The 21,883-nt window shown below is 71.2% G+C and carries 17 protein-coding genes and 1 tRNA gene; 15 read left to right on the top strand and 3 right to left on the bottom strand.

The window, feature by feature from the left end; genetic code table 11:
- Window positions 1–183 precede the first annotated feature (183 nt).
- From AC068Z_RS22955 to AC068Z_RS22970, 4 genes are all read left to right on the top strand, one after another.
- Window positions 184–1,548, top strand: coding sequence for an MFS transporter (locus AC068Z_RS22955; RefSeq protein ID WP_478558649.1), 1,365 nt, complete (start codon window positions 184–186; stop codon window positions 1,546–1,548).
- Between the two features lie 69 nt (window positions 1,549–1,617).
- Entirely contained in the window at window positions 1,618–1,791 is a 174-nt protein-coding gene (locus AC068Z_RS22960) for a hypothetical protein (protein ID WP_478558462.1), read from the top strand.
- Between the two features lie 3 nt (window positions 1,792–1,794).
- Window positions 1,795–2,028 (top strand): hypothetical protein, encoded by a 234-nt coding sequence (locus tag AC068Z_RS22965; RefSeq protein WP_003976229.1) that lies wholly within the window; start codon window positions 1,795–1,797, stop codon window positions 2,026–2,028.
- A gap of 144 nt (window positions 2,029–2,172) precedes the next feature.
- A tRNA-Ala gene (locus AC068Z_RS22970) sits at window positions 2,173–2,245 on the top strand.
- A 139-nt stretch (window positions 2,246–2,384) separates the two neighbouring features.
- Here the strand turns inward: AC068Z_RS22970 and AC068Z_RS22975 are convergent.
- Together AC068Z_RS22975 and AC068Z_RS22980 are read right to left on the bottom strand one after the other, a co-directional pair.
- Complete coding sequence (locus AC068Z_RS22975; protein ID WP_478558465.1) at window positions 2,385–3,995, bottom strand: NADH-ubiquinone oxidoreductase-F iron-sulfur binding region domain-containing protein; 1,611 nt, start codon at window positions 3,993–3,995, stop codon at window positions 2,385–2,387.
- Window positions 3,992–5,263: a cytochrome b/b6 domain-containing protein gene (locus tag AC068Z_RS22980; RefSeq protein ID WP_478558468.1), complete on the bottom strand. Its 1,272-nt coding sequence runs from the start codon at window positions 5,261–5,263 to the stop codon at window positions 3,992–3,994. The genes AC068Z_RS22975 and AC068Z_RS22980 overlap by 4 nt, the downstream gene beginning before the upstream one ends.
- Before the next feature lie 436 nt (window positions 5,264–5,699).
- Between AC068Z_RS22980 and leuS the strand changes: the two genes are divergently transcribed.
- The 9 genes from leuS to AC068Z_RS23025 all read left to right on the top strand — a co-directional run bounded on the left by leuS (window position 5,700) and on the right by AC068Z_RS23025 (window position 17,108).
- Window positions 5,700–8,576: a leucine--tRNA ligase gene (gene leuS, locus AC068Z_RS22985; protein ID WP_478558471.1), complete on the top strand. Its 2,877-nt coding sequence runs from the start codon at window positions 5,700–5,702 to the stop codon at window positions 8,574–8,576.
- 238 nt (window positions 8,577–8,814) lie between these two features.
- Entirely contained in the window at window positions 8,815–9,570 is a 756-nt protein-coding gene (locus AC068Z_RS22990; RefSeq protein ID WP_478558474.1) for a hypothetical protein, read from the top strand.
- 68 nt (window positions 9,571–9,638) lie between these two features.
- Complete coding sequence (locus tag AC068Z_RS22995; protein ID WP_478558477.1) at window positions 9,639–10,484, top strand: DegV family protein; 846 nt, start codon at window positions 9,639–9,641, stop codon at window positions 10,482–10,484.
- A 499-nt stretch (window positions 10,485–10,983) separates the two neighbouring features.
- Window positions 10,984–11,700, top strand: a complete 717-nt coding sequence (locus AC068Z_RS23000; RefSeq protein ID WP_478558480.1) for a ComEA family DNA-binding protein — start codon at window positions 10,984–10,986, stop codon at window positions 11,698–11,700.
- Window positions 11,697–14,162: a ComEC/Rec2 family competence protein gene (locus AC068Z_RS23005; RefSeq protein ID WP_478558483.1), complete on the top strand. Its 2,466-nt coding sequence runs from the start codon at window positions 11,697–11,699 to the stop codon at window positions 14,160–14,162. Before AC068Z_RS23000 ends, AC068Z_RS23005 begins: the two co-directional genes overlap by 4 nt.
- Window positions 14,163–14,283: 121 nt before the next feature.
- Complete coding sequence (locus AC068Z_RS23010; RefSeq protein ID WP_478558486.1) at window positions 14,284–15,132, top strand: arylamine N-acetyltransferase family protein; 849 nt, start codon at window positions 14,284–14,286, stop codon at window positions 15,130–15,132.
- Between the two features lie 43 nt (window positions 15,133–15,175).
- Window positions 15,176–15,421, top strand: a complete 246-nt coding sequence (locus AC068Z_RS23015; RefSeq protein ID WP_478558489.1) for a hypothetical protein — start codon at window positions 15,176–15,178, stop codon at window positions 15,419–15,421.
- A gap of 189 nt (window positions 15,422–15,610) precedes the next feature.
- Window positions 15,611–16,597: a DNA polymerase III subunit delta gene (gene holA, locus AC068Z_RS23020; RefSeq protein ID WP_478558492.1), complete on the top strand. Its 987-nt coding sequence runs from the start codon at window positions 15,611–15,613 to the stop codon at window positions 16,595–16,597.
- A 115-nt stretch (window positions 16,598–16,712) separates the two neighbouring features.
- Window positions 16,713–17,108, top strand: a complete 396-nt coding sequence (locus AC068Z_RS23025) for a nuclear transport factor 2 family protein (RefSeq protein ID WP_478558495.1) — start codon at window positions 16,713–16,715, stop codon at window positions 17,106–17,108.
- A gap of 224 nt (window positions 17,109–17,332) precedes the next feature.
- Here AC068Z_RS23025 and rpsT read toward each other — a convergent pair whose 3' ends face one another.
- On the bottom strand, window positions 17,333–17,599 hold the full coding sequence (gene rpsT, locus AC068Z_RS23030) for a 30S ribosomal protein S20 (protein ID WP_015660447.1): 267 nt from the start codon (window positions 17,597–17,599) through the stop codon (window positions 17,333–17,335).
- A gap of 284 nt (window positions 17,600–17,883) precedes the next feature.
- Here rpsT and lepA point away from each other — a divergent pair, with 284 nt between their 5' ends.
- Window positions 17,884–19,752, top strand: coding sequence for a translation elongation factor 4 (lepA, locus tag AC068Z_RS23035; protein WP_478558500.1), 1,869 nt, complete (start codon window positions 17,884–17,886; stop codon window positions 19,750–19,752).
- A 252-nt stretch (window positions 19,753–20,004) separates the two neighbouring features.
- Window positions 20,005–21,879 (top strand): AMP-dependent synthetase/ligase, encoded by a 1,875-nt coding sequence (locus AC068Z_RS23040; protein ID WP_478558503.1) that lies wholly within the window; start codon window positions 20,005–20,007, stop codon window positions 21,877–21,879.
- Window positions 21,880–21,883 lie beyond the last annotated feature (4 nt).

A 21,883-nucleotide genomic window follows, 5' to 3' on the forward strand; every position in this document is an offset into this window, starting at 1 on the left:
GCCCCCTGCCAGGTGCTGTCGGTACCAGCATCAGCGGGCACTCGGCACCCGTACCGGAGCGTCGTCACGCTCGACGGCATGACGACCACACCCCGGACGGGACCGGCTCCCGCACCCGGCTCAAGTCCTGCGATCAGTGAAGCACCCGCCACTGACAACCGGCCCCGGCTGCTGCTCGCGGTACTGCTCGGCGCCCAGTTCATGGCGCTGCTCGACGTGTTCATCGTGAACGTGGCCGCCCCCACTCTCGGCCGCGAACTCCATGCCTCCGGCGCCGACTTGCAACTCGTCGTCGCCGGATACGCCATCACCTACTCCGTGTTGCTGATCACCGGCGCCCGGCTCGGCGAACGCCTCGGCCACAGCCGGGTTTACCTCTGCGGGCTGGCCCTGTTCACCGCCGCCTCGCTCGCCTGCGGTCTGGCGCAGGGAGTCACCGAGCTGATCGTCTTCCGCCTGGCCCAGGGCGCCGGCTCGGCGCTGATGATCCCTCAGGTGCTCAGCCTCATCCAGCGCACCTTCACCGGAACGGCCCGGGTCCGGGCGCTCGGCGCGTACGCGGCGGTCCTCGCGACCGGGGCCGCGGCCGGTCAGGTGCTCGGTGGCGCCCTGGTCGCCGCCGACCTGTTCGGCACCGGCTGGCGGCCGGTCTTCCTCGTCAACGTGCCGGTCGGCGCCGTACTGCTGGTCCTCGGCCGGCGCATGCTGCCGCGGGACCCGGCGGGGCGGTCCCCGGCGGGTCGCGGTCTCGACCTGCCGGGTCTGGTGCTGCTCGGGGCGGCCGTGTCCCTGTTCACGGTGCCGCTGGTGCTCGGGCAGGAGCAGGACTGGCCGCTGTGGTCCTGGCTGTCGCTGGCGGGGTCCGCGGTGGTGTTCGCGCTGTTCTGCGCCTACGAGTCCCGCCTCGCCCGGCACGGAGGCAGTCCGCTGATCGCTCCCCGGGTGCTGCGCCACCCCGGCATGGGCCCGGCCGCCTTCCGGATCCTGGCGGTGATGGCCGTGAACGGCGGATTCCTGTTCGCGCTGACCCTGCACCTCCAGGGCGGGCTCGGCCACAGCGCGCTGCGGACGGGGCTGACCTTCGCGCCGACCGCCGTCGTCTTCGGCCTGGTCGGCCTGACCTGGCGCAGGTGGCCCGCCTCCTGGCAGCGCGCTCTCGCCCCGGCCGGCTTCTGCCTCACCGCGCTGTCCCTGGCGGGCGTGGCCCTCGCGCTGGACGGCGGGGGCGACGGGGGAGCGCTGGTGCACCTCGCGTACGCCGGGGGGGGCGCCGGTCTCGCGCTCGGCTTCAGCCCGACCCTCACCGGCGCCCTCGCCACCGTGCGGCCGGAGGACGCGGCGGACGCCAGCGGACTGCTCGCCACGGTCACCCAGCTCGGGCAGCTGACCGGGGTCGCGGTATTCGGCACACTGTTCCTGAGCCGCTTTGAGTCACTCGGGGTCTCTGAGGCGTATACCTCTGCGGAGGCGCTCTTCACGTGCCTGTTCGCGCTGGCCGGAACCGCCGCGGTGGGTGCCGTGTCCGGACTGGTACTGAGGCGTCGCTGACCGTATTGGCCCGGCCGTGGCAGAATCAAACGGCCGGAAGGGGGCGCGGCCCGACGGGAGGGAGCAGTGATGCCTGCGAGCATCCTCGGAGAGGGCGGCCACCTCTCCGACGCAAGCTGGACACGGGACACGGTCACCCGCCTCAGCTGCCCTTCCTGCGGCTCCGTCCATGTCGCCCAGGTCCTCGGCGACAACGGCGGAATTTCCTACGTGTGCACGGCCTGCGGCCACAGCTGGAGCTGATCGATGGGTGCACACAGGCGAAAGTGCGATTGGTGCGGCAGCGGGACGCCGATCGTCCGGGACATGGAACCGGTCAATCCGGATTACCAGTACTGGTGCGAGGAATGCGCCCGGGCGCTGATCATAAAAGGCGACCCGATCGAGACGTACCGCGAACTCGAGGGCGAGCCGATCTACGGCCGGCTTCTCGAAGAGCACTGCACGCTCAAGCGGTTCTATTCGTTCGTCACGGCCTGACGCCGGGCGGGCGGTCGCAGCGGAATCGGACATTAGCCCCGTATCGCCCCGTAACGGAAACGATTTGGTGGTGCACCGGGGGGACCGTGTAATGTTGGCGTCGCCGCCGGGGAAACCGACAGGAAACCCGGGCGGACCAAGCAAGGGGCTATAGCTCAGTTGGTAGAGCGCCTGCATGGCATGCAGGAGGTCAGGAGTTCAATTCTCCTTAGCTCCACAGTGGGACCCCGTCGGATCGTGAAGATCCGGCGGGGTCTTTTGCGTTCGGGCTGCGTTCGCGGTGCGGTGCGTTCGTGTGTGCGCGGATCACATGACGTGAGGGCCGCCCATGGTGGGCGGCCCTGTGGGTCGTCGCGTCAGCGGCCCAGGGCGCGGCGGCCGCGGCCCTGGGAGAGCACCGGGAGGTTGTTGCGGGCGGGGGCCCGCTCCGTCTGGTCCTCCAGGCGCAGGGCGAGCGCCGGGCAGCGGCGGACCGCGCGGAGGGCCTTCGCCTCCGCGTAGCGCGGGACTTGGGCCTGGGCGACGGTGGGGAAGCCGTCGGCGCCGAGTTCGAAGACCTCCGGGAGGATGTCGGCGCACAGGCCGTGGCCCCGGCACAGCGTCCAGTCGACGTAGATCTTCTGGCGGCTGGGGCCGTTCTCCTCGGACTCTCCGCCGCCCGGGATGCCCGTAGGGGCCCTGCCCCCCTCGAAGAGCGGCAGAACGCCCTCCACGCGCCGTCCGCAGCCGTTTCCGAGGACATGCGCGGCCAGGTCGTCGGTGAACGCCTTGATGGTCGACTCCAGGAACATCGCCGAGCCGTCCGGGTGCGAACACGCGCCGCGCCGCTTCACGTTCTTCGCGACCTGCTTGAGCGCCTCCAGGGCCGCGGGGCCACCGCCGTTGAGGATGTCCTCCAGGCCACGCGCCGCGGCCGGCAGCCCCAGGTAGCAGGGGCCGCACTGGCCCGCGCTCTCCTCGGCCAGCCACTGGGCGACGCGCAGGGACTCGCCGAGCGGGCAGGTGTCCTGACTGATCGGCAGGATCGCGCCGGCGCCGAGCGAACCGCCCACGGCGTCCAGGGAGTTGCGCGAGACGATCGCCTCGTTGACCGTCGCCGCGTCGATCCACTTGCCGTGGTAGCCGCCGGTGAGCACGCCCTGCGGGACCGGCGGGGCGCCGGCAAGCTGGAGGACGTAGCGCAGCGGGACGCCCGTGGGGACCTCGATCACCATGGGCCGCGCGACCGCTCCGGACACCGTGAGCATGACGGTGCCCGGCTCGTCGTACAGGCCGGTGTTGCCGTAGCGCTCCGGCCCGATGCGGGCGGCGATGGCCAGTTGGGCGAAGGTCTCGGCGTTCGACAGCAGCGTCGGGGCGCCGCCCACACCGCTCTTGGAGGCGCTGATCTTGCGGCCGGGCGGGATCGCCGGGCCGCCGTCGATGGACCGGACCAGCGAGGCCGCCGCTCCGGTCACCATGCGTACGGGATTGCGTTGCACCCGCGCGCGGAGGGCCGATCGGCGGCCGTTGCTGAGGCCGCGTTCGGCGAGCGCGGCCTCCATGGAGCGCTGGGTGGACTCCCGGGTGACCCCCACCACCAGCGTGCGGGCACCCAGGGCCTCGGCGCACAGCAGCGCGCCGTCCAGGATGAGATGCGGGGCACGGTTGATGAGCACCGTGTCCTTGCGGCAGGCCGGTTCGTCCTCGCTGCCGTTGACGACGACGACCGGCCGGACGCCGCGCTTGATCGCCGATTCGGCGACCGAGCGCAGCTTCTTGTGGAAGGGGAAGCCCGCGCCGCCGCGGCCCTTCAGGTTGATGCGTTCGGCGAGCTGCGCGAGCTGCTCGCCGCCCATCGGTTCGAGCGGCCCGTGCACCTTGAGGTGCATGGGCAGATCGAGTCTTTCGACAAGGTCGAAGCCCGACGTGAGCTGGGGAAGACCGACCACGCGGACTTCTGGTACGTCGGGCAGGGCCTCGTTCACCTATAGCCTCCGGAAGGCATGTTCCAAGGTTCGCCCGGACCCGGTGCGTCGAAGGACTCACCGGAGGGTGGTTCATTGGCGGGACCGCTGTTGTACGTGTCGTTGGGGTTGTACGTGCCGTAGAGGGTGTTCGACTCACCGGTGTCGTACACATCACTCCCGGCGTACCCGCCGACGCCCGAATTGCCGTACGTCGGGATGTTGTATCCCGTGTCGGTGAGGGGGTCGTAGGCCGACGGAGGCGCCTCGCCCACGGGCGGGGGCGAGGGGATCGGCCAGCTTCCGGAGGTGCTGCCGCCGTTGTCCATGAGCGGGATCGCCTGGGTGGGCTGCATGTCCAGAGGCATGTCCAGGGGCATGTCCAGAGGCAGGTCCATGCGGGCGGTCTGATCGGCGGCGAAGGACTGCTGGGGGCGCGGAGGCGTGGACACGGCGCGGTAGGCGGCGGCGAAACCGTTCGCCGGTTCGGCGGCGGGCCCGGCGGTGCGCTGGGTCTCGTAGCCGGGGAGCGCGCCCGTGGACGCCGCCTCGGCGACCCTGGCCCGGCTGGCGTCCAGCTCCTCGCGGGCCGAGCGCTCCTCGGTGGTCCCCAGGATCTCGGCGATCTTGTCGGCGACCTGGCGCTTGACCGGGCGGGGGGCCGCCCGCAGCGCCAGGGCGACACCGACGCCGACCAGGCACATGCAGTACATGATGACGAAGATCGGCTTGGCCTGGCGGCCGGCGAGCAGGCCGTGCACCAGCGCCGCGCACCAGGCCGGGTAGGCCAGCATGTGCATGGCCCGCCAGCGGGCCGCGACCGGCGCGGGGGAGGCGAAGGCGCCGCGCAGGGCGCCGGTGATGCCCACGAAGATCATGAGCAGGCCGGCCAGGGAGCCGAGGCCGATCAGACCCTCGGGGCCGGTGAAGCCGAGCGAGAAGGGGATCACCGCGCCGATCAGCTCGGTGTGGTTGAGCGCGATCTTGGTCGTGATGTGCAGGAGCAGGAAGGCGATCGCGGCGACCGCCGTCGTGCGGTGCACGGCCTGGCCGATGATCCGCTGGCGCGTGTTCAGGAAGATCCGGTCCTGGGCCACCAGGCCCCAGATCACCGAGCAGCTGAGCGAGACGAGGGACAGGACGCCTGCGCCGAAGTTCAGGAACTCACGGAACCGGTCACCTCCGACCAGTACGGCCACGGGTATGAGCAGCAGAAAGACAGCCGACGCCACCCCATAGGCCGAGCGGCCGGGCTGGGGGAGCGAGCTGGTACTACGTCGAGGGTTCATGGGGGCAACTCCGAGCAGTTCGGTAAAGCGGTCCCGCGCCGCACTCTAAGTGGCTCCCAACCGGCCAGTAGGCCATTTGAGTTATTGCGTTGTTATCAATGAGCCATGCGGGGCCTGTGTTGTCCTGCTAGGGGCCCTTACGCCGGGTAACGATTGAACGTTGTTCAGCTTTTCTGAATCTTCACAAGTGGTTCGAGGGTGTCCGCGCGGCGGTCCAGGCCGCGCCGGAAGTCCGTCGCGACCCGCTCGACGGCTGCGGTACCCTGACGCCATGCGTGCCGTACGCCTTCTGCTTAGCGAGCCGCGCTGATCAGCACCGGCCACCGTCGGATCGAGTGGCCGGACTCGGCGCGGCGTCCCCTCCTGTGCGAGGGGCTTTTTCATTTGCCGAACGTGACAGCCGCTGGCAGAGACGATCGATGGAGCTTTGAGGATCATGAGCGAGACGAACCCCGCTGCCGCTGCTGAGGTGGCCGCGCCGCACCGCTACACGGCCGCCATGGCCGCGGAGATCGAGGCACGCTGGCAGGACTTCTGGGACGCCGACGGCACCTACGCGGCGCCGAACCCGAGCGGTGACCTGGCGGGGGACCCGGCCCTGGTCGCCAAGCCCAAGAAGTTCATCATGGACATGTTCCCGTACCCGTCGGGCGCGGGCCTGCACGTCGGCCACCCCCTGGGCTACATCGCCACCGATGTATTCGCCCGGTTCCAGCGGATGACCGGCCACAACGTCCTGCACACCCTGGGCTTCGACGCCTTCGGCCTGCCCGCCGAGCAGTACGCCGTGCAGACCGGCACGCACCCGCGCGTGTCCACCGAGGCGAACATCGAGAACATGAAGGCGCAGCTGCGCCGGCTGGGCCTGGGCCACGACAAGCGCCGGTCGTTCGCCACGATCGACCCGGACTACTACAAGTGGACCCAGTGGATCTTCCTGCAGATCTTCAACTCCTGGTACGACGAGGAGGCTCGCCGGGCCCGTCCGATCGCGGACCTGATCGCCCAGTTCGACAGCGGTGAGCGCGCGGTCTCCGGCGGGCGTTCCTGGAGCGCCCTGAGCGCCGCCGAGCGCGCCGACGTCCTGGGCGAGTACCGCCTGGCCTACGCCTCCGACGCGCCGGTCAACTGGTGTCCGGGGCTGGGCACCGTGCTGGCCAACGAGGAGGTCACCGCCGACGGCCGCTCCGAGCGCGGCAACTTCCCCGTCTTCAAGGCCAAGCTGCGCCAGTGGAACATGCGCATCACGGCCTACGCCGACCGGCTGCTGGACGACCTGGAGGAGCTGGACTGGCCCGAGGCCATCAAGCTGCAGCAGCGCAACTGGATCGGCCGCTCCGAGGGCGCCCGCGTCGACTTCCCCGTGGACGGCGAGCGCATCACCGTCTTCACCACCCGCCCCGACACCCTGTTCGGCGCGAGCTACATGGTGCTGGCCCCGGAGCACCCGCTGGTCGAGAAGTTCACGCCGCAGGAGTGGCCCGAGGGCACCCACGACGTGTGGACCGGCGGTCACGCCACCCCGGTCGAGGCCGTCGCCGCCTACCGCGCGCAGGCCGCCGCCAAGTCCGACGTGGAGCGCCAGGCCGACGCCAAGGACAAGACCGGCGTCTTCATCGGCACGTACGCCACCAACCCGGTCAACGGCGAGCGGATCCCGGTCTTCATCGCCGACTACGTGCTGATGGGCTACGGCACCGGCGCGATCATGGCCGTACCGGGCCACGACAGCCGCGACTTCGAGTTCGCGCGCGCCTTCGAGCTGCCGATCCGCTGTGTCGTCGAGCCGACCGACGGCCGCGGCACGGACCCGTCGGCCTGGGGCGACGCCTTCGTCTCCTACGACGCGAAGATCGTGAACTCCTCCGGCGCGGACGTCTCGCTGGACGGCCTGGGCGTGGTCGACGCCAAGGCGCGCATCACCGAGTGGCTGGAGCGGACCGGCACCGGCCAGGGCACCGTCAACTTCCGGCTGCGCGACTGGCTGTTCAGCCGTCAGCGTTACTGGGGCGAGCCCTTCCCGATCGTCTACGACGAGGACGGCATCGCGCACGCCCTGCCCGAGTCGATGCTGCCGCTGGAGCTGCCCGAGGTCGAGGACTACTCCCCGCGCACCTTCGACCCGGACGACGCCGACACCCAGCCCGAGACCCCCCTGTCGCGCAACGAGGAGTGGGTCAACGTCACGCTGGACCTGGGCGACGGACGCGGTCCCCGCCCGTACCGCCGCGAGACCAACACCATGCCCAACTGGGCGGGTTCCTGCTGGTACGAGCTGCGGTACCTGGACCCGCACAACTCCGAGCGGCTGGTCGACCCGGAGATCGAGCGGTACTGGATGGGCCCGCGCGCGGGACAGCCGCACGGCGGTGTCGACCTGTACGTCGGCGGCGCCGAGCACGCCGTGCTGCACCTGCTGTACGCGCGCTTCTGGTCCAAGGTCCTGTTCGACCTGGGGCACGTCTCGTCGGCCGAGCCGTTCCACAAGCTGTTCAACCAGGGCATGATCCAGGCGTACGTCTACCGGGACGCGCGCGGGATCGCCGTACCGGCCGCCGAGGTGGAGGAGCGCGAGGGCGCGTACTACTACCAGGGCGAGCAGGTCTCCCGGCTGCTGGGCAAGATGGGCAAGTCCCTGAAGAACGCGGTCACTCCGGACGAGATCTGCGCCGAGTACGGCGCGGACACGCTGCGCCTGTACGAGATGGCGATGGGCCCGCTGGACGTGTCCCGGCCGTGGGACACCCGCGCGGTGGTGGGCCAGTTCCGGCTGCTGCAGCGGATGTGGCGCAACGTCGTCGACGAGAGCACCGGCGAGCTGACCGTCGTCGACGCCGAGCCCGACGAGGACACGCTGCGGGCGCTGCACAAGGCGATCGACGGAGTGCGCGGCGACCTGGAGGGCATGCGCTTCAACACCGCCATCGCCAAGGTCACCGAGCTGAACAACCACCTGACCAAGGCGGGTGGCGCGGTCCCGCGCCCGGTCGCCGAGGCGCTGGTGCTGCTGGTCGCCCCGCTGGCCCCGCACATCGCCGAGGAGCTGTGGCGCCGGCTGGGCCACGAGGACTCCGTGGTGCACCGGGACTTCCCGGTGGCCGACCCGGCGTACGTCGTGGACGAGACGGTGACCTGCGTCGTCCAGATCAAGGGCAAGGTCAAGGCCCGGCTGGAGGTCTCGCCCGCCATCTCCGAGGACGAGCTGGAGAAGGTGGCGCTGGCCGACGACAAGGTCGTGGCGGCGCTGGACGGGGCGGGGATCCGCAAGGTGATCGTGCGGGCGCCGAAGCTGGTGAACATCGTCACGGCATAGGCTCCGGTCGGTCTTCCCGGCGCAGTCTCCGGTCGGTCTGCCCGGCGTAGTCTCCGGTCGGTCTGCCCCGTGTAGCGCTCGTTTCGGCTTCCGGGCGTGACTGCGGGTGCGTCGGGGCGGACCCCTACGGGATTCCTGCGGGCAGGTTCGGGGTTCTTCTGGAACTCCGGGCCTGCCCGCTGCGTTTACCGTGGAGAGCAGCGCGGCGCATGCTGTCGTGGAATCGAGGAGGAGCGTTGTGGAAGCAGTGATCGCAGTCGTGGCCCTGCTCTTCGTGCTCCTCGTGGTGCTCGGCGCCTACGCCACGGTGAAGGCGGTCGGCGCCGCCAAGCGCGGTGTGGACCGCACGATCACCCAGGCCCGCCGTACGGTCGAGGACCACACCCTGCGCGCCAAGTCCTTCGCCCAGCCCGGCCCGGTGGGCGAGCTGGCCCAACTGCGGCTGAAACTGCGCACCTCGATGCGCGCCACCCAGGAGGCGCTGCGCGCGGGCGTGGCCGAGGACGAGTCGCTGAAGGAGTCCCTCGGCCTCTTCGAGCGGCTCAGCAGCCACGGCCACGAACTCGACGACGAGCTGCGGCGCCTGGAGAGCGAACCGGACCGGACGACCCTCGCCGAGCGGCTGCCTGGCCTGCGCGAGCGCACCGAGCGCATCGTCGCGTCGGCGGACTCCCTGCGCTGGGCGGCCAGGGACCGGGCCCGCCGGTTCGCGGACGACGACCTGGACTCGCTGAGCGCGCAGATCGACGTGGAGGCCGGGGCGCTGCGGCACTGGACGACCGAGGAGACGCCGGGCACGACGGCCGGACCCGCCGCCACCCCTCCGCCGTGGCCCGAGGCACCGGCGCCCGAGGCGCCGTCCACCCAGCAGACCTGGCCGGACACCCCCGAGCGCAGGACGGCCGAGGAGCCGACCAGAGCCGCCATCACCCCGCCGGACCCGCGTCCGGTCTACCCCTGGCAGAAGAAGCCCCGCCCCGAGAGCACGACTTGATCCGTACGGGCTTTCGGTGACAGGGCCCGGGCTGCCGCCCGGGCGCTACGCCAGGTAACCTCCAGCTCATGTCCCGCCATGTCGCGATCGTCACCGATTCAACGGCCTACCTGCCGCCACGGACGATGGAGCGCCACGGCATCACAGCGGTGCCCCTCACGGTGGTCCTCGGCGACCAGGCGTTGGAGGAGGGCACCGAGATCTCGACCCGCTCCCTGGCCCAGGCACTGCAGAAGCGGCGCCCTGTGACGACCTCGCGCCCCAGCCCCGAGCAGTTCGCCGAGACCTACCGCAGGGTCGCGGAGTCCGGCGCCACCGGCATCGTCTCGCTGCACCTGTCCGCCGAGCTGTCCGGCACGTACGACGCGGCGGTCCTCGCCGCCCGTGAGGCGCCGGTGCCGGTGCGGGTGGTGGACACCGGCATGATTGCGATGGCCCTCGGCTTCTGCGCGCTCGCCGCGGCGGAGGTAGCGGAGACGGGCGGCACGGTCGACGAGGCCGTCACGGCGGCGGAGAAGCGCGCCGCGGGCACCGCCGCCTACTTCTACGTCGACACCCTCGACTACCTGCGCCGCGGTGGCCGCATCGGAGCGGCCCAGGCCCTGCTCGGCTCGGCGCTCGCGGTGAAGCCCCTGCTGCAGCTCAACGGCGGCCGGATCGAACCGCTGGAGAAGGTGCGCACGGCGTCCAAGGCCATCGCCCGCCTGGAGGAGATCGTCGCGGACCGGGCCGGAGGCGCGCAGGTCGACATCGCCGTGCACCATCTGGCCGCTCCCGACCGGGCGTCGGCGCTGGCGGACCGGCTGCGGACGCGGGTGCCGGGACTGGCGGATCTGCACGTCAGTGAGGTCGGAGCGGTGATCGGGGCACACACCGGGCCGGGGCTGCTGGGGGTCGTGGTGTCGCCCCGGTGAGCTTCACGTCCTGTGAGCTTCGCGTTCTGTGAGCTTCGCGCCCTGCTGTGCTCACTCGCGTCTTCTCACTCGTGCGGGTGACGGAGTTATCCACAACCGGGCTGCTTTCCCCGGGAATTGAGCAAGATCATCGCCGATCGGCGAGGTGTTCCATCCTCGTCGCATGGCACTTCGATCACGTACTCGTTCATCCGCCGCGGCCAGTGGGCCGGGGCGCGGTCCTCGCTCCGACGTCCGCACACGCAACCGCCGTCAGCGCCCGCCCGGCCGGGTGAGGCAACGCCATGCCCCGGCCGAGGAGCTCCGCCGGCGTGCGGAGGTGCTCTTCGGTGAACGGGCGGGGGCGGAGCGGGAGTCGGGCAATGGGCCGCCGCCGGAAGCGCACGGGCGTTCGGCGGCTGAGCGTCCGGCGGAGGCTGAGCGTCCGGAGGAGTTCGGGCGACCGGAGCCGCCCGTCGCCGGCGCGGGGCACGGCCGACGGGGGCGGGCAGGACTGGCGTTGCGGGAGCGGCTTCCCCTGTGGGTGCAGACCCGGTGCGGTCTGGAGCGGCGGAGCGTCGTCGCACTCACGGCGCTGCTCGTCCTCGCCGCGTGCTTCGCCGTACAGCACTTCTGGAGCGGGCGGACGCAGGAGGTGCGGGCGCCGGAAGTGGTCCGGGCGGCTCCCTACGGACAGGGGGAGGCGAGCGCCGAACCGAGCGTGGGCGTGGCCGGCGCTGCCGCCGCTGGGCCGGCGGGTGGGTCGGCCGGTGCCTCGGCCGGTGCCGAGATCGTGGTGGACGTCAGCGGCAAGGTGCGCGAACCGGGAATCCATCGGCTGCCCGCGGGCTCCCGGGTCGACGACGCGCTGCGCGCCGCGGGCGGGGTGCGCCCCGGCACGCGGACCGAAGGGCTCAACCGGGCCCGCTTCCTGGTCGACGGTGAACAGGTCGTCGTCGGCGCCCCCGCGTCCGCGACCGCGCCGACGCCGGGCGGAGTGCCCGGTGCCGCCGCTCCCGGCGGCCTGACCCAAGCGGCCTCCACCGCCCCGGTCTCCCTCAACACGGCCACGGCCGAACAACTCGACACCCTGCCCGGGGTCGGGCCGGTCCTGGCACAGCACATCATCGACCACCGCACCCAGAACGGCGGTTTCCGCTCGGTGGAAGAGCTGCGCGAGGTCAACGGCATCGGCGAGCGACGCTTCGCCGACCTGCGGAATCTCGTACGGCCATGACGGGCGCCCCCGCGGCCGCGCGGCCGGAGGTGCACGCGGCCTCCGGGAAACGGCTCGGCGCCTCCCACCCGAGACAGGAAGGACCGACCGACCTACGGCTCGTGCCCCCGGCGCTCGCGGCCTGGGCGACGGCGGCACTGCTGCTGGACGCGCCGCCCGGATGGGCCGTCGGGGTCGGGACCGGGGCCATGGCCCTCGCGGTGGCCCTCCTGTGGGCCCGGCGGCCGGCCTGGCCGCAGGTGTCGGTCGCCGCCGTCCTGCTCTGCGTCGCCGCTGCGGCCGCCTCCGCCGGGCTGCACGGCGCCGATCTGCGGCGGGGTCCCGTGCCCGGGCTCGCCCGGCAGTACGCCACCGTGACCGCGGAAGTCGAGCTGACCTCCGATCCCCGCCTCACCCGGCCCCGGATCAGGGGCGACCATGTGGCGCCGACCGCCGCCGTGATCGACGCGGAGGTGCGGCGGGTGGCGGCCCACGGGGGAGCGGCGGTGGTGACACGGGCGCCGGTGCTGATGGTGGTGGAGGCGTCCCAAGGCTCGCCCTGGCTCGGGCTGCTGCCGTCGGCCCGGCTGCGGGTGACCGCGCGGCTGGCGCCCGCGTTGACGGGCGGCGACCGGATCGCGGCGGTGCTGCGGGTGCGGGGCGGGGCGGAGCCGCGGGTCGTGGCACCGGCCTCGACGGCGCAGCGGGCCGCGGGACGGTTGCGCGCCGGGCTGCGGGAGGCCACCGACGGACTGCCGGCGGACGCGCGGGCGCTGTTGCCGGGGCTGGTCGTCGGGGACACCTCGCGAATCACCCCGGAGCTGGACGAGGCGTTCAAGGAGACCGACCTGGCGCACACGCTCGCGGTCTCCGGGAGCAACCTCACGATCATCCTGGTGCTGCTCATCGGGCCGCCGGGCACGGCCCAGCTCGTGGAGCGCCGTGGTCTCGCGCCCCGGCTCGGGCTGTCGCTGCGGACGACCGCGCTGTGCGGCGGGGCGCTCACGCTGGCGTTCGTCGTGGTGTGCAGACCGGACCCGAGTGTGCTGCGGGCGGCGGCCTGCGGTGCCGTGGTCCTGCTCGCGCTGGCGACCGGGCGGCGCCGGTCCCTGGTGCCCGCGCTGGCGACGGCCGTTCTGCTGCTGGTGCTGTTCGACCCGTGGCTGGCCCGTAGTTACGGCTTCCTCCTGTCGGTGCTGGCCACCGGGGCACTCCTGCTGCTCGCGCCGCGCTGGAGTGCGGGGTTGCGGCGGCGCGGGCTCGGTCCGCGGTGGGCCGAGGCGGTGGCGGCGGCGGGGGCCGCGCAGGTGGTGTGCGCGCCGGTGGTGGCGGTGCTGTCGGCGCGGGTGAGCCTGGTGGCGGTGCCGTGCAACCTGCTGGCGGAGTTCGCGGTCGCGCCGGCCACGGTGCTCGGATTCGCCGCTCTGGCGACGGCGCCGGTGGCGATGCCGGTGGCCAAGGCACTGGCGTGGGGCGCGAGTTGGCCGGCGGGATGGATCGCGGACATCGCCCGGACCGGGGCGGCGCTGCCCGGCTCGGGGATCGACTGGCCGGGCAGCTGGGCCGGGGCGGGGCTGCTGCTCCTCGTCACGGTGGCCGGGCTGCTGGTCGGCCGGCGGCTGTGGCGGAACCCGTGGTGGTGCGGGGCGGGGGCGGTGCTGCTGGTGCTGGTCCTCGTGCAGCCGCCGCCGCTGGTCAGGGTGATCAGCGGGTGGCCGCCGCCGGGCTGGCGGATGGTCATGTGCGACGTGGGACAGGGGGACGCGGCCGTGCTCGCGGCGGGTGAGGGCACCGGAGTGGTCGTGGACGCCGGACCCGACCCCGAGCGCGTCGACCACTGTCTGCGCGCGCTCGGCATCACCCGGATTCCGCTGATCGTCCTCACCCACTTCCACGCCGACCATGTGGCGGGTCTGCCGGGGGTGCTGAGAGGCCGGGCCGTGGGGGCGATCGAGACGACCGGGCACGAGGAGCCGGTGGAGCAGGCGGAGTTCGTCCGCGATCAGGCCGCCGCGCGGGGCATTCCGGTGACGCGGGCCGTGGCCGGGGAGCGGCGGCGGACCGGGGAGCTGTCCTGGCGGGTGCTGTGGCCGCCGCCCAGTCCGGCGCCGGTGCCGGAGGGCCCGAACGACGCCAGCGTGACGCTGCTCGCGGAGGTGGCGGGGTTGCGGTTGCTGTTGCTGGGCGATCTCGAACCCCCGTCCCAGCGGGCGCTGTTGAGCTCGCCGGCGGGTGGGCTGCTGGGCGGGGTGGATGTGCTGAAGGTGGCCCATCACGGGTCGGCGTACCAGGATCCGGCGCTGATACGGAGGGCGGCGCCGCGGCTGGCGTTGATCTCCTGCGGGGAGAACTCGTACGGGCATCCGGCGCCCGGCACGGTCGCCGCGCTGCGGGCGCTGGGGGCGGCGGTGCTGCGGACGGACGAGGACGGGGCGCTGGCCGTCGTGGGCGAGGGCGGCCGGCTGCGGGTGGCGAGTGACTGAGGACAAGGGCGGGAAACCGGGGGCTGGGGGACAGACCCAGGGCAGGGGCGGGAAAACGGGGGCTGGGGGAGAGACCGAGGGCAGGGGCGGGAGACCGGGGCGGGGGCGGGAGACTGGGGGCATGAATTCCGCAGAGGTTGATGCCTATCTGAACCGGCTCGGCGTGAAGCATCCGGCGTGGCCCAGCGTCGATGTGCTGCGCGAGCTGCATGTGCGTCATCTGCAGACCGTGCCCTTCGAGAACCTGTCGATCCACCTCGGCGAGGAGATCGTGCTGGAGGAGAAGCGGCTGCTGGACAAGTTGGTGGGGGCGCGGAGGGGAGGGTTCTGTTACGAACTGAACGGCGCGTTCGGGGCGTTGCTGGCGGCGCTCGGGTACGAGGTCACGCTGTTGGCCGGGCGGGTGTACGACGGAGAGGGGCGGCTCGGGATCCCGTACGACCACATGGCGCTGCGGGTGCGGACGGTCGACGGGGGCGAGTGGCTGGCCGACGTCGGGTTCGGGGCCCACAGTCACTTTCCGCTGGCGCTGGAGGCGCGGGGTGAGCAGGAGGATCCCGGGGGCGTGTTCCGGATCGTGGAAGCGGGGCCGGACGCGGCGGGCGTGCAAGGCGGGTACGGGGTGCTGGAGGCGGCGGACCTGGACGTCGTGATGAACGGCAGGCCGGAGTACCGGTTGGAGACGCGGCCGCGGGTGCTCGGTGACTTCGTCGCCGGGGCGTGGTGGCAGTGCACCTCGCCGGGCTCGCACTTCACGCGGTCGCTGGTGTGTTCGCGGGTGACGGAGGACGGGGGCCGGATCACGCTGAGCGGGCGGACGTTCAAGACGACGGCGCCTGACGGGACGCGACAGGAGCGGCATCTGCGGGAGGACGAGGAGGTGTTGACCGCGTACCGGGAGCGGTTCGGGATTGAGCTGGAGCGGGTGCCGGTGGTGCGGAAGGCGGGGGCTGCCCAGGTCATGCCGTAGGGGTGAGCGGCTTCTGGACGGTGCGTGGCTGGAGAATGGCCGCGTGAGTGATGTGAGACATGTGCTGGTGCTGCCTGACCGTGACGCGGCCGAGGAGGTCGTGGAGGCGCTCGGGGAGCGGTTCGGGGTGGATGAGGAGCCTCGGGTGGTGCGGGACGCGTTGGCCGGGGAGGACGACGCGGAGGATGCGCAGTGGCTGGTTCTGCTGCGGGACGAGCGTGGGGTGCTGGGTCCTGCGGAGCTGAACGAGTTCGTGGGGGAGTGGGACGGGTGGCGGGAGGAGCCTTAGCGGGGGCGGGCGGGGCAGTAGCTGAGGCGGGGGCGTCTGTGCTGGTGCGTTGGGGTCGGCGTAGGGGCCGTTCGCCCGCGCTGGCGGGGTGCCGCTGCGCCCACCCGTGCCGCCCCAGCGGCACGACTGCCCACAGCTAGGCGGGTTTGGCGGCACAGCCTGTCAGTGGCCCGTGTCATCCTTGTCGCGATGGCCAGGAAATCTGCTTCCGATGATCTGCTTGCCCCGGTGACCGTTGCCGTGGGGCAGGAGGACTTGTTGCTCGATCGGGCTGTGCAGGAGGTTGTGCGGGCCGCCAGGGCCGCCGATGCCGACACCGATGTGCGGGATCTGGCTCCTGACCAGTTGCAGCCGGGCACGCTTGCCGAGTTGACCAGTCCTTCCCTGTTCGCCGAGCGCAAGGTCGTCGTGGTGCGGAACGCCCAGGACCTGGGCGCCGACACCGTGAAGGACGTCAAGGCCTATCTCGCGGCGCCCGCCGAGGAGATCACCCTGGTGCTGCTGCACGCCGGGGGCGCCAAGGGCAAGGGGCTGCTCGACGCCGCCCGGAAGGTCGGAGCCCGCGAGGTCGCCTGCCCCAAGATGACCAAGCCCGCCGATCGGCTCGCCTTCGTCCGGCAGGAGTTCCGGGCCACCGGGCGCTCCGCCACCCCCGAGGCCTGTCAGGCGCTGGTGGACGCCATCGGGAGTGATCTGCGGGAGCTGGCCTCCGCCGTGTCGCAGCTCGTCGCCGATGTCGAGGGGACCATCGACGAGGCCGTGGTCGGGCGGTACTACACCGGGCGGGCCGAGGCCTCCAGCTTCACCGTCGCCGACCGGGCCGTGGAGGGACGGACCGCCGAGGCACTGGAGGCGCTCCGCTGGTCCCTGTCCACCGGCGTGGCGCCCGTCCTGATCACCAGCGCTCTCGCCCAGGGTGTCCGGGCCATCGGCAAGCTCTCCTCCGCTCGGGGTGGACGCCCCGCCGATCTCGCCCGTGAGCTGGGCATGCCGCCCTGGAAGATCGACCGGGTGCGTCAGCAGATGCGCGGCTGGACCCCCGACGGAGTCGCCGTCGCCCTCCAGGCCGTCGCCGAGGCCGACGCCGGCGTCAAGGGCGGCGGGGACGACCCCGAGTACGCCCTGGAGAAGGCCGTCGTCACCATCGCGCGCGCCGCTCGCTCCAGAGGACGGTAGCCAGCGGAGCCGACCGGGGCACGGGACCCCTCTCCAGAGGACGTCGCCCCCGCCCCGGAGGAAAATCGTGCGTATCAGCCACCTAGCGCCGAACAGAGGAGAGGCGGCGGTCGCCATGGCTGAACACCCCCACGCACAGCTGGTACGCAAGGGCTACGAGGCGTTCCAGCGCGGGGACATGGAAGCCCTGCGCGGGCTCATGGCCTCGGACTGTACGCAGCACATTCCCGGCAGCCACCCGCTCTCGGGTGACTACAAGGGGCAGGACGCGATCATCGCGATGTACGGCCGTCTCTACGAGGAGACAGCCGGAACGATGAAGGTCGACCTGCTCAACATCATGGTCGACGGCCGCGGCCACGCCGTCGCGATGCACCACTTCACCGCCCAGCGCAAGGGAAAGAGCATCGCGGAGGACGCCTGCATCGTCTTCCGGATCGTCGGCGAGAAGGCCACCGATCTCGACGAGTGCGTCTCGGACATCGACAAGGCCAACGACTTCTGGTCGTGATCGTCGGTCCGAACAGCAGACGCCGAAGGCCCCGGAAGCAGCAGACGCCGAAGGCCCCGGTGGCCGCCCTGGGGAAGGGCGAGGCTCCGGGGCCTTCGGTTCAAGCTGGGCGAGCTCGCACCCGCGTGGCGAACGCAGGCCGCGTGCGAGCTCTGGGTGCCGGTCGGGAGCGGATGAGAGAGGGCCCGCTCTGGGTCCTTCCGGCGATCAGATCAAGAAAGAGTTCAGCCCTTGAGGGAGGCGACCTTCGAAGCAAGCGCCGACTTCTTGTTGGCGGCCTGGTTCTTGTGGATGACGCCCTTGGAGACGGCCTTGTCGAGCTGACGCGCGGCAGCGCGCTGGTACTCGGTGGCCTTCTCGACGTCACCCGCGGCAGCGGCCTCACGGGCCTTGCGGATCGCGGTCTTCAGGGAGGACTTGACGGCCTTGTTGCGCAGCCGAGCCTTCTCGTTGGTCTTGATCCGCTTGATCTGGGACTTGATGTTCGCCACGAATGAGCCTCTACAGGTTCTGGCACGGGGCCGCACGGGAGCCGCACGGAATCCGTACCGGGTGATTTTCTTGGGTTGTGCCTCGCGCTGAGAGGGCATGAGACACAGCCACCCAGACTACCAGCGGCCCTCCGGCCACCCAAAACCGGCCCGTGAAGGCCGCCCTCGCGGCCCAAACCGGTCTCCGGTCGCCACCCGTGGGACCATGGAGCCTGCGTATAGACCCGATCGTTCCGACCCGAGACCGCAGACGGCTGCGGACACCTCAAGAATCAGGACCCTGCGTGCCCGCGATCCCTAGCCATGTGCCCGAGCCGAGCCGAACCGACCCGGCTCTGATCCGCAATTTCTGCATCATCGCGCACATCGACCACGGCAAGTCCACGCTCGCCGACCGGATGCTCCAGCTGACCGGTGTGGTCGAGCAGCGGCAGATGCGCGCTCAGTACCTCGACCGCATGGACATCGAGCGCGAGCGCGGCATCACCATCAAGTCCCAGGCCGTGCGTCTGCCCTGGGCGCCCACCACGGACCCGGGCAACACGCACATCCTCAACATGATCGACACGCCGGGGCACGTCGACTTCACCTACGAGGTGTCGCGGTCGCTCGCCGCCTGTGAGGGCACCATCCTCCTGGTCGACGCGGCTCAGGGCATCGAGGCGCAGACCCTCGCCAACCTCTACCTGGCGATGGAGAACGACCTCACGATCATCCCCGTCCTGAACAAGATCGACCTGCCGGCCGCGCAGCCCGAGAAGTTCGCCGAGGAGCTCGCCAACCTGGTCGGCTGCGAGCCCGACGACGTCCTGCGGGTCTCCGCCAAGACCGGTGTCGGCGTGGACGCGCTGCTGGACAAGGTGGTCAAGGAGATCCCGCACCCGGTCGGCGTCAAGGACGCCCCGGCCCGCGCGATGATCTTCGACTCGGTCTACGACTCCTACCGCGGTGTCGTCACCTACGTCCGTGTCATCGACGGCCAGCTCAACAAGCGCGAGCGCATCAAGATGATGTCGACCGGCGCCACCCACGAGCTGCTGGAGATCGGGACGAACTCGCCCGAGATGCTGGGCGCCGACGGCCTCGGCGTCGGTGAGGTGGGTTACCTCATCACCGGCGTGAAGGACGTCCGCCAGTCCAAGGTCGGTGACACCGTCACCAGCCAGCACAAGGGGGCCACGGAGGCGCTCGGGGGCTACAAGGACCCCAAGCCCATGGTCTTCTCCGGCCTGTATCCGCTGGACGGCTCCGACTACCCGGAGCTGCGCGAGGCCCTGGACAAGCTCCAGCTCAACGACGCCGCGCTGGTCTACGAGCCGGAGACCTCCGCCGCCCTCGGCTTCGGCTTCCGCGTCGGCTTCCTCGGCCTGCTGCACCTCGACGTGATCCGCGAGCGGCTGGAGCGCGAGTTCGGGCTCGACCTGATCGCGACCGCGCCGAACGTGGTCTACCGGGTCGTGATGGAGGACGGCACCGAGCACACCGTCACCAACCCGAGCGAATTCCCCGAGGGCAAGATCAACGAGGTGTACGAGCCTGTCGTACGCGCCACGATCCTCGCCCCGACCGAGTTCATCGGCTCGATCATGGAGCTGTGTCAGACCCGGCGCGGCACCCTCCTCGGCATGGACTACCTGTCCGAGGACCGGGTCGAGATCCGCTACACCCTGCCGCTAGCGGAGATCGTCTTCGACTTCTTCGACCAGCTGAAGTCGAAGACGCGCGGTTACGCGTCGCTGGACTACGAGCCCACCGGCGAGCAGACGTCCTCCCTGGTCAAGGTGGACATCCTGCTGCACGGCGACAAGGTGGACGCCTTCTCGGCGATCACCCACAAGGACGCGGCGTACGCCTACGGCGTGCGGCTCGTCGCCAAGCTGCGCGAGCTCATCCCGCGGCAGGCCTTCGAGGTGCCCATCCAGGCGGCCATCGGCTCCCGGGTCATCGCCCGCGAGACCATCCGCGCCATCCGCAAGGACGTCCTCGCCAAGTGCTACGGCGGTGACATCTCCCGGAAGCGGAAGCTGCTGGAGAAGCAGAAGGAGGGCAAGAAGCGGATGAAGATGGTGGGTTCCGTGGAAGTTCCGCAGGAGGCCTTCATCGCCGTACTGAGCAGCGATGACAGCGCGGGGTCGGGCAAGGGCAAGAAGTAACCGCCGGTTACGCCCGCTTGCCCCGGCAAAACGGGCAGTCAGGGGTCCGTCGTACGAAAGTGCGGCGGGCCCCTGCGCGTATGAGGGGTAGCTCTCTGTAGGAAGTGACAGGGCGCGACCTCTTACGCCCTGGCCAGTCGCGCTTTACTCTGATCCCTGCTCGATAGTTACTCGCGAGTTAAACAACGGCACGCGAGTGTGAACCAGCCGCACCCTGAGCCAGCCGCATCGTCGCGGGCCCCGGAGGATGTCGTGAGCGACACACAGACTTTGATCGAGAACCGTCCGCCGAGCGTGGCGGCCCTCTTCCTGGAGCGCGTGGCGGCCACGCCGGAGGCCGAGGCCTACCGCTATCCGGTGCCGAACGCGGCCGGGGAGGGCCCGGACGACTGGAAGTCGCTGAGCTGGGCCCAGGCGGCCGAGCGGGTCTACGCGATCGCCGCGGGCCTGATCGAGCTGGGGGTGTCGCCCGAGCAGCGGGTGGCGCTCGCCTCCTCGACCCGGCTCGAGTGGATCCTCGCCGACCTCGGCATCATGTGCGCGGGCGCGGCGACCACGACGGTGTACCCGCAGACCAACGCGGACGAGTCGGCGTTCATCCTCGCCGACTCCGACAGCCGGGTGCTGATCGCCGAGGACGCGGCGCAGCTGGCCAAGGCCGTCGAGAAGAAGGCCGAGCTGCCCGACCTCACGCATGTCGTGGTGATCGACCCGGCCGGGGTGGAGACCGCGGACTGGATCCTCACCCTGGACGAGCTGGAGAAGCGCGGCGCCGCCCGGCTCGAGAAGGACCCCGAGCTGGTCAAGAAGCGGGTCGGCGCGATCACCAAGGACCAGCTCGCCACCCTGATCTACACCTCCGGCACCACCGGCCGCCCCAAGGGCGTCCGGCTGCCGCACGACAACTGGTCGTACATGGCCAAGGCGATCGCCGCGACCGGTCTGGTCGGCCCCGAGGACGTGCAGTACCTGTGGCTGCCGCTGGCGCACGTCTTCGGCAAGGTGCTCACCTCCGGCCAGATCGAGGTCGGACACGTCACCGCCGTCGACGGCCGGGTCGACAAGATCATCGAGAATCTTCCGGTCGTCCAGCCGACGTACATGGCGGCCGTGCCGCGCATCTTCGAGAAGGTCTACAACGGGGTCGTCGCCAAGGCCCGAGCGGGCGGCGGCGCCAAGTACAAGATCTTCCAGTGGGCCGCCGGGGTCGCCCGCGAGTACGCCAAGGTCAGCCAGGACAACTTCCGGCGCACCGGCACGGCGTCCGTGCCCTTCGGGCTCAGCGCCAAGCACAAGGTCGCCGACACGCTCGTCTACTCCAAGCTGCGCGAGGCCTTCGGCGGGCGGCTGCGGGCCTGCGTCTCCGGCTCGGTCGCGCTGGCCCCGGAGATCGGCTTCTTCTTCGCCGGCGCCGGCATCCACATCCTGGAGGGCTACGGCCTCACCGAGTCCTCCGCCGCGTCCTTCGTGAACCCGGGCGAGGCCTACCGCACCGGCACGGTCGGCAAGCCGCTGCCCGGCTGCGAGGTCCGGATCGCCGACGACGGCGAGATCCTGCTGCGCGGCCCCGGCATCATGGAGGGCTACCACGGGCTGCCGGAGAAGACGGCGGAGGTGCTGGAGCCGGACGGCTGGTTCCACACCGGCGACATCGGCGAGCTGTCGCCCGACGGCTACCTGCGGATCACCGACCGGAAGAAGGACCTGTTCAAGACCTCCGGCGGCAAGTACGTCGCGCCGACGGAGATCGAGGGCTCCTTCAAGTCCGTCTGCCCGTACGTCTCCAACATCCTGGTGCACGGCGCCGACCGGAACTTCTGCACGGCGCTCATCGCGCTGGACGAGGCCGCTCTGATGGGCTGGGCCGAGGAGAACGGACTGGGCGGCAAGTCGTACGCGGAGGTCGTCGCGGCGCCGCAGACGGTGGCGATGGTCGAGGCGTACGTCAAGCAGCTCAACGAGGGCCTGCAGCGGTGGCAGACCATCAAGAAGTTCCGCCTGCTGCCCCGTGACCTCGACGTCGAGCACGGCGAGATCACGCCCAGCCTGAAGCTGAAGCGGCCCGTCGTGGAGCGGGAGTACAAGCACCTCATCGAGGAGATGTACGAGGGGACGCGCGAGGCGTAGGGGC

The organism is Streptomyces sp. NPDC043726 (assembly GCF_056436565.1).

What these genes read in the sequence shown, in the direction of transcription:
- holA (WP_478558492.1), top strand. Translation starts at nt 15,611, where the DNA reads ATGGCCAGGAAATCTGCTTCCGATGATCTGCTTGCCCCGGTGACCGTT.
- AC068Z_RS23025 (WP_478558495.1), top strand. Translation starts at nt 16,713, where the DNA reads ATGGCTGAACACCCCCACGCACAGCTGGTACGCAAGGGCTACGAGGCG.
- AC068Z_RS22980 (WP_478558468.1), bottom strand. Translation starts at nt 5,263, where the DNA reads ATGAACCCTCGACGTAGTACCAGCTCGCTCCCCCAGCCCGGCCGCTCG.
- leuS (WP_478558471.1), top strand. Translation starts at nt 5,700, where the DNA reads ATGAGCGAGACGAACCCCGCTGCCGCTGCTGAGGTGGCCGCGCCGCAC.
- AC068Z_RS23010 (WP_478558486.1), top strand. Translation starts at nt 14,284, where the DNA reads ATGAATTCCGCAGAGGTTGATGCCTATCTGAACCGGCTCGGCGTGAAG.
- AC068Z_RS22965 (WP_003976229.1), top strand. Translation starts at nt 1,795, where the DNA reads ATGGGTGCACACAGGCGAAAGTGCGATTGGTGCGGCAGCGGGACGCCG.
- AC068Z_RS22995 (WP_478558477.1), top strand. Translation starts at nt 9,639, where the DNA reads ATGTCCCGCCATGTCGCGATCGTCACCGATTCAACGGCCTACCTGCCG.
- AC068Z_RS23005 (WP_478558483.1), top strand. Translation starts at nt 11,697, where the DNA reads ATGACGGGCGCCCCCGCGGCCGCGCGGCCGGAGGTGCACGCGGCCTCC.
- AC068Z_RS22960 (WP_478558462.1), top strand. Translation starts at nt 1,618, where the DNA reads ATGCCTGCGAGCATCCTCGGAGAGGGCGGCCACCTCTCCGACGCAAGC.